This is a genomic window from Mesorhizobium sp. P5_C1, from assembly GCF_054049815.1.
Window position 1 is genome coordinate 1 of the sequence record NZ_JBFULQ010000268.1, and the last position, 7,507, is coordinate 7,507.

General features: G+C 62.5%; 8 protein-coding genes. 1 reads left to right on the plus strand and 7 read right to left on the minus strand.

The features are described 5' to 3' along the window. Positions 1 to 98: 98 nt before the first annotated feature. From ACXJ7R_RS19880 to ACXJ7R_RS19905, 6 genes are all read right to left on the minus strand, one after another. A complete protein-coding gene (locus tag ACXJ7R_RS19880; protein ID WP_457153337.1) occupies positions 99 to 1,616 on the minus strand; it encodes a DegQ family serine endoprotease in 1,518 nt (505 codons plus the stop codon). Positions 1,617 to 1,807: 191 nt separating this feature from the next. Then, on the minus strand, positions 1,808 to 1,996 hold the full coding sequence (locus ACXJ7R_RS19885) for a DUF2065 domain-containing protein (RefSeq protein WP_095087125.1): 189 nt from the start codon (positions 1,994 to 1,996) through the stop codon (positions 1,808 to 1,810). Between the two features lie 6 nt (positions 1,997 to 2,002). Then, positions 2,003 to 2,971, minus strand: a complete 969-nt coding sequence (gene hflC / locus ACXJ7R_RS19890; protein ID WP_095087123.1) for a protease modulator HflC — start codon at positions 2,969 to 2,971, stop codon at positions 2,003 to 2,005. Beyond that, complete coding sequence (gene hflK, locus ACXJ7R_RS19895) at positions 2,971 to 4,083, minus strand: FtsH protease activity modulator HflK (protein ID WP_095087121.1); 1,113 nt, start codon at positions 4,081 to 4,083, stop codon at positions 2,971 to 2,973. The genes hflC and hflK overlap by 1 nt, the downstream gene beginning before the upstream one ends. 150 nt (positions 4,084 to 4,233) lie before the next feature. Next, a complete protein-coding gene (locus tag ACXJ7R_RS19900) occupies positions 4,234 to 4,752 on the minus strand; it encodes a dihydrofolate reductase (RefSeq protein WP_457153338.1) in 519 nt (172 codons plus the stop codon). Next, the gene (locus ACXJ7R_RS19905) at positions 4,752 to 5,768 is read right to left on the minus strand and encodes a DUF4424 domain-containing protein (RefSeq protein ID WP_457153339.1); all 1,017 of its coding nucleotides are present in this window, start codon (positions 5,766 to 5,768) and stop codon (positions 4,752 to 4,754) included. The genes ACXJ7R_RS19900 and ACXJ7R_RS19905 overlap by 1 nt, the downstream gene beginning before the upstream one ends. A 131-nt stretch (positions 5,769 to 5,899) precedes the next feature. On the opposite strand from ACXJ7R_RS19905, the gene cobF reads away from it, so the two are divergent. Then, entirely contained in the window at positions 5,900 to 6,679 is a 780-nt protein-coding gene (gene cobF / locus ACXJ7R_RS19910; RefSeq protein WP_457153340.1) for a precorrin-6A synthase (deacetylating), read from the plus strand. A 32-nt stretch (positions 6,680 to 6,711) separates the two neighbouring features. Here the strand turns inward: cobF and ACXJ7R_RS19915 are convergent. Next, positions 6,712 to 7,507 (minus strand): methyltransferase domain-containing protein (locus ACXJ7R_RS19915; protein WP_457153341.1); only part of this gene is annotated, 796 nt, incomplete at its 5' end.

Genomic DNA, 7,507 nt, shown 5'->3' on the forward strand with positions numbered 1-7,507 from the left:
ACAGATTGTCGCGCGAGGACTGGCAGGCAAGAAAAAAGGCGGCCCAATAGCCGCCTTTTTTCGTCTCAAAATCAGGGCACTACAAGCCTTTCCGGACTTCAGTCCATCCGGATCGTCACGAACCTGAGCTCGCCGGTCTTCGACGCCAGCATCAGCAGCGCGTTCTTGCGCCCTTGCTCCTTCAAGGCGCCAATCCGGTCCATGACATCCTTGGGCGTGGCGACCGATTCCTGTGCGATCTCGGTGATCACCTCGCCCGGCTGGATGCCGCGTTCGGCGGCAGCCGAATCCTTGGTGACATCGGTGATGACGACGCCGGAGACATCGGCGGCAATGCTGAACTTCTTGCGCGTTTCGTCGTTCAGTTCGCCGACGGTCATGCCAAGCACCGAAGCCGTCGAGACGGCCGGAGCCTTGTCGCCCTTGTTCTGGTCGGTGTTGCTGCCGTCCTCGCCGCTGGCCAGCTTTTCGCCATCTTCGAGCCGGCCGAGCGTCACCTTCACGGTCTGCTCGACGCCCTTGCGCACGATCAGCACGTCGACCGCCTTGCCGACCGGGCTCTCGGCGACCACGCGCGGCAGGTCGCGCATTTCATGGATGTCCTTGCCGTCGAATTTGAGGATGACATCGCCGGCCTGAATGGTGCCGTTGTCGACCGGGCCGCCCTTGATGACGCCGGCGACCAGCGCGCCCTTGGCAGTCGCCATGCCGAGGCTTTCGGCAATGTCGTCGGTCACCGGCTGGATGCGCACGCCGAGCCAGCCGCGCCGGGTCTCGCCGAACTGGCGCAACTGGTCAACGACGCCGGAGGCGAGTTGCGAGGGGATGGAGAAGCCGATGCCGATCGAACCGCCCGACGGCGAAATGATCGCGGTGTTGATGCCAATGACCTCGCCGGCGCTGTTGAACAGCGGACCGCCGGAATTGCCGCGGTTGATCGCGGCGTCGGTCTGGATGAAATCGTCATAGGGGCCGGAATTGATGTCGCGGTTGCGGGCCGAAACGATGCCGACCGTCACCGTGCCACCGAGGCCGAACGGATTGCCGATCGCCATGACCCAGTCGCCGACGCGCATCTTGGTGGAATCGCCGAACTTCACCGCCGTCAGCTTGTGGCCCTTCGGGTCGACCTTCAGCACCGCGACATCGGTCTTGGTGTCGGTGCCGACCAGCGTCGCCTTCAAGGTGATGCCGTCCGAGAAATTGACCTCGATGTCGTCGGCATCGGCGATCACGTGGTTGTTGGTGACGACGATGCCTTGCTCCGCGTCGATGACGAAGCCGGAACCCAGCGACTGCACTTTCTGCCCGCCATTGTCCTTGTCGCCGCCACGGTTCTTGAAGAAATCGTCGAAGAAATCCTGGAAAGGCGAACCCTCGGGCAACTGCGGCATCGGCACCGCGCCCGGACCTTCCGTACCCTTCACAGTCTGAGAGGTCGAGATGTTGACCACCGCGCCGAGCAGGCCTTGCGCCAGGTCGGCGACCGAAGCAGGGCCGTCGGCGGCCAATGTCGGCGTCACGAAGGACGGGGCAGCGACGGCGCTGACAAGAAGGGCTGCCGCACCGGCGATGAGCGTCCGCCGTGCCGCGCGCAAAAGGGTATTGGATGTCATCGAGAAGCCTCCCGGTATTCTTGAAAAGAAAAGCGCTTCGACGAAAACGCCGCGTCGCGCCATGTTGGCAAAAAATACGGCACGTTTGCGGCTATGACTATCGGCAGAGGATAAATCATCCGTTATCCCGGGGTCGAAGCTCGTATCCCCCGGGATCGAAGCTCGTATCCCGAGATCGAAGCTCGCCGCCCTCACCCGCTCCGCACCAGCCAGACGATGCCGACACCGATGGCAATCGCCGCCAGCCCGGCGATCCGCAACGCATTCTCGGGCAGCGACAGCACTTCAGTGGCGAGCTTCCTGGCAAGGCCTGGAAAGCCGCCATAGACCAGACCTTCTATCACAAGGACAAGGCCCATGGCGGCGAGAAAGTCCTGCACCTGCCGCTACGGGCTGGTGCTGGGCTGTGCCGCCGGCGCGGCAGGTGCCGTCGCAGGCGCGGCAGGTGCCGGTGAAACCGGCTTCGCCGGCGCCTCCTTGCCATCAGGATCGCGGAAGAACCGGAAGAACTCGGAGTTCGGCGACAGCACCATGGTCGTCCCGGTGTTGTCCAGCGCCGTGCCATAGGCGTTCATCGACCGATAGAAATCGAAGAAGGCCGGGTCGCGCTTATACGCTTCCGCGAAGGTGGCGCTGCGCTGGGCTTCGCCCTCGCCTCGCAGGATTTCCGACTCTTTGCGCGCTTCGGCAACGATCTCGACCACTTCGCGATCGGCGCGAGCCGTGATGCGCTGTGCCGCTTCGTTGCCGCGTGCCCTCAGCCGCGCAGCTTCTGCCAAGCGTTCGGCCTTCATGCGGTCGTATGTCTGCTGCGAGACTTCCGCGGTGAGATCGGTACGGCGAATGCGCACATCCTCGATCTGCAGGCCGAGCGACGTGGCGTCGGGCCGGAGCTGATCGCGGACTTCGCGCATCATCACGGCGCGCTGTTCGGAGAGCGCGGCCTCGAAATCGCGCAGACCGTAGACACGGCGCAAGGCAGCGTCGAGACGCGTCCTGAGCCGGGCTTCGGCCAGTTCGATCTGGCCGGACACGGCGGCACGGAAGACGCGCGGATCCGAGATGCGATAGGCGATGAAGGCATCGACCTCATAGAACTTGCCGCCCGACACCTGGACGCGGATGTTGTCGAGGTCGAAGCGCAGCACACGGTTCTCGATCAGCTGCACCGTATCGGCGTCGAAGAACGAGAACGGCGCCTTGAAGTAGATGCCGGGTTCGCTCTTGACGTCGACGATCTCGCCGAACCTGAGGACCAGCGCCTGCTGGCGCGCATTGACCACGAAGACCGACGAATAGAGCAGGAACAGGATGATCGCCACGGCGACGACGATGATGGGGAGACGATTGGCCATTACTGGTTACCTCCCGTAACGGCAGCAGGGGCGGCCGGTGCCGGCGCCTTCGGCTGCAATGCCGGCAGCGGCAGATAGGGAACGACCCCTTGCCCGTTGCCCTGCTCGACGATCACCTTGTTCGAATCCTTCAGAACTCTCTCCATGGTTTCCAGATAGAGGCGCTTGCGTGTCACATCCGGCGCCTTGGCATATTCGTCATAGACGGAGATGAAGCGCTGCGCCTCACCTTCGGCTTCCTGCACGACCCGGTTCTTGTAGGCGGCCGCGTCTTCGCGAACCTGTGCGGCCTCGCCGCGCGCCTGGCCGAGCTTCTGGTTGGAGTACTGGTTGGCCTGCTCGACGAACTTGTCCTCGTCCTGCTCGGCACGCTGCACCTCGTCGAACGCATCGGCCACCTCGCGTGGCGGTGCTGCATCCTCGATCGAGACGGCATTGACGTTGAGGCCGGCCTTGTAGCCATCCAGCGTGGTCTGGATGATCTCGCGAACCGAGGCGGCGATGCCCTGGCGGTCATCGCGGAAGATGTCCTGCGCCGGCCGGCGGCCGACGGCTTCGCGCATGGCGCTTTCGGCAACCTGCCGCAGCATGCCGTCGGGATCGGAGACGTCGAACAGATAGGCCCGGGGGTCGGAGACCTGATAGGCTACCGAGAACTGGACATTGACGATGTTCTGGTCGCCTGAAAGCATCAACCCGTTGCCGCTGGTGTTGCCGCCGCCAATATCGACGAGCTGTTCGGAAATCTTGGCCGTCTCTACGGTTTCGAGCGGCCACCAATGGAAATGCAGGCCGGGCTGCGACAGTTCGGCCTTCGGCTTGCCGAAGCGCAGTTCAACCGCGACCTCGTCGGGCTGCACGGTGTAAACCGCTTGGAACGCCCACAGCACCACTAATGCTGCCGCGATCAGCGCGAAAATAGCCGGGCTTGCGCCACCGCCACCCGGCAGCGCGCGCCGTAGCCTGTCCTGGCCGCGGCGGATGATGTCTTCCAGATCGGGAGGCGAGCCCTGCGGGCCGCTCGGTCCCTTTGGTCCCTGCCCCCAGGGTCCCTGATTGTTGCCGCCGCCGCCCCATGGGCCGCCGCCGCCGCTTTTATCGTTCCAGGGCATGAATGTCCTTTCGCATGGAATTCCCTCAAGCGCCGGAATTATGGCGCGAAATCCAGTATCGTTCTTCTATAGGGACGCCACGAGACGCTTTCAACGCGATGCGTTGCCGACTTCGTCCGATTTGGCCCGGTCGCGACCCTTTGTCGTCTTTCAATGCACGTCGCGGCGGCGCTCGTAAACCGAATAGCGCGTCGCGTGGCTGTCCTTTTCCCCCGCCGGAATCTCCTGTGAGCTGACCATACGCCAGGAATTGGGATCGATCGGCGGGAAATGCGCATCGCCGTCGACCGCTGCCAGCACATGGGTGACGTGCAGCCGGTCGGCCAGCGGCAGCGCCTGGGCGTAGATTTCGCCGCCCCCGATGACGCAGACCTCGTCCACACCGACCATGCAGCGCCCGCGCACCGTCGCCAGTTGGATCGCGGCTTCGAGTGAATGCGCCACCTCGATACCCTCGGCGCGCCAGGCCTTGTCGCGGGTGACCACGATGTTCAGTCTGCCCGGCAGTGGCCGGCCGATGCCTTCAAAGGTCTTGCGGCCCATGATGATCGGCTTGCCCATCGTGTCGGCCCTGAAGCGCTTGAGATCGGTGGACAGCCGCCAGGGCAGCCCGCCATCCCGCCCGATCACGCCGTTCTCGGCAATGGCAACATAAATCGCGACATGCATCAGTTGGCCTCCCCGCCATTGCTGGCCGTCGGATCGAGAAGCAGGATGTCGATGTCGTGCTCGGGATAGAAATCGTCTGCCGTCATCTCGAACGTCGTCGGCCCGACCTTTTTGACATTGTCGCCGCAGAACGAGACCAGCGCTTTCGGATTGACCTTGTCGACGGTCAGCTTGAACTTGCCGATGGTGCCCGCCGCCCAGTTGCCGCCGGTGGTCAGGATATAGGCGATGCGGCTTTCGTTGTACTGGGGATAGCCGTCTGGACCATCCTTCGCCGCCTTGCGCACCGCGTTCTCGAAGGTGTCGTCCATGCAGTAACGCGTCTTGTAGCTGGCGTATTGGCCCTGGAACTTGCCGTCGAAGTAAAAGCTGACCGAAGACGTGCCGCCGACGCTCGGCTTGTAACGGTGCGAGACATGAACGTCCTTGTTGGCCGGAAAGGTCGAGCGCCACCAGTAGGTCGACCGCAATTGCCAGAACGGCGCGTAGTTGGGTTTCGCGCCGGGGCTGTCGTCAATCGTGTCCTCGATGATGATGCCGCGGTTGACCCAATCGTCGGCCACCGCTTGCGGCAGCTTTGCCAATGCGGCCTTCGCCTCGTCGCCGAACGGGTTGAACGGCACATTCTGAGCCTTCAGATCGGCACCGATGTCGATGCCGAGCGCGAACACCTTCTGCTCGAGCTGGGGCTTGGCGGCGACTCCGTCGATCGTCACCTCGAAGCCGAGAAAATTGTCGCTCTGATTTTCAGGGATCGCCGGCATCTCCTCGGGATCGCCAGAAATGTCGGGCATCGGGAAAGCGACCATCGCGTCGACATCCTTGTCGGTGTTGTTGTGGAAGACGTAGTCGACCGTCACCTTTTGCGGCGAGATGAAGAGGTCCTCGCTTTGCATCGACACGGCATCGCTGCGCGACAGGATCAGGCCGCCGGTGCCGAGCTCGGCAACCGAATCATTGGCGAATGCAGGCGCGGCTGAAAGCGCCAGCACGGCGGTCAGGACGTATCGCAACATGGAAGCCCCCTCGGCTAGAATGCCGACACGACCCTAGCCGTTTCAATGTGGCGTTTCAAAGCCCTTCCGCATCCGCGGGCGCGCCATGACGCTCTGGACTAACAGGTTTCGATCGGGCAGGAGATCGTTCCATGCGCAAGCTTCTCGTCATCGGCATCGGCGCCGGCAATCCAGACCACATGACCGTTCAGGCCATAAACGGCCTCAACCGCGCCGACGTGCTGTTCATCCCCGACAAGGGCGCGAAAAAGAACGACCTTGCCGACCTGCGCCGCCAGATCTGCGATCGCTTCGTCACCAACCCGAAGTCGCGCCGCGTCGAATTCGACGTGCCGGTGCGCGCCGAGCCGGCGCCCTCCTACCGCTCGACGGTCGACGACTGGCACGAGGCCATTGCCGCCATCTACGAAGCCCTGATCCGCGACGAGATTGCGCAGGATGGCTGCGGCGCCTTTCTGATCTGGGGCGATCCCTCGCTCTACGACAGCGCGCTGCGAATCCTCGAGCGCGTGCGCCTGAGAGGCAATGTCGCGTTCGAACTGGAGGTCATTCCAGGCATCACCGCTATCCAGGCGCTTGCCGCCAGCCACAAAATGGCGCTGAACCGCATTGGCGATTCCGTCCTCGTCACCACCGGCCGCCGCCTCTCCCAGGAGGGCCTGGCCGACAATGCCGGCAGCACCGTCGTCATGCTGGATGGAAAATGCGCGTTCAACACGCTTGCCGACAAGGATGTCGCTATCTATTGGGGCGCCTATCTCGGCACAGCGGACGAGATTATTCTCTCGGGCCGGATCGGCGATGTCGGCCCGGAGATCGAAAGGGTCCGCGAGGAAGCCCGTCTGCAGAAGGGCTGGATCATGGATACGTATCTGCTGCGCAAGCCTGGTGAGCCGCAGGACGATCGGTAATTTTCAGGAACCGAAGGTCCAAACCTAACGACCTACGCCTGCCGTCGTTTCAAAATTGCGCAGAATTCAAAGTTGTTGTGCGGCGTGGCATAGACTTGCTCGACATCCAGCCCGATGAGACCGAGATTGGAAAGTGCCTCTATGCCGTCGCGGAAGCTTTGCGGCGTAAATTGCCACGCGTGAACATCGACGTATGCCCCGCCGGAATTGTCATATTCGCTCATGGCCACGGAGACGGCAGCAATATTCTGCCGATAAACCGGCAGCCCATGATCTCCGGCCCAATGACGGGCAGCGTCATTGTGCGTGATCAGTGCTCTGTGTTCGATGACGCTCTTTACGCAGTGAACGCTGTTGCCCCGAGCGTTGATGAAATCTGCAATTGAGCTCTCTGGAATGAAGTGATCGAAGCAATAGCGCTTGTCCGGTACAATCAGGAGGTATCTGCCTGTCGGCACGAGAATCCTCTCGACCTGTCTCAGATGGTGGATCAGATCCGGCTGATGCTCGATGCAGTGACTGCTCAGGCAGAAGTCAAACGTCTCGGCGACGATACCCAAATCGCCGGTGCTGGAGACATAGTCGATATCCACAGGGGCGGTGGAGTATGGGTAGCCGACCGCATCCGCCCTCTTGATCAGGCCCTGCTTGTCCAAGACGTCGAGATATCTGACGTTTGGACCCCGAAGCGTTGGGTTGGTGAAAGGCCCGATCTCAAGGGCTGATTTGCGTCCGACAAGGGCAGTCAGGTCGTTTCGGTGAAACTCTGTGGGGCCGGCGTCCATTCGAATTAGCCCGCGCCTGAGCAGCGGCAGCAGTCTTCTCAAC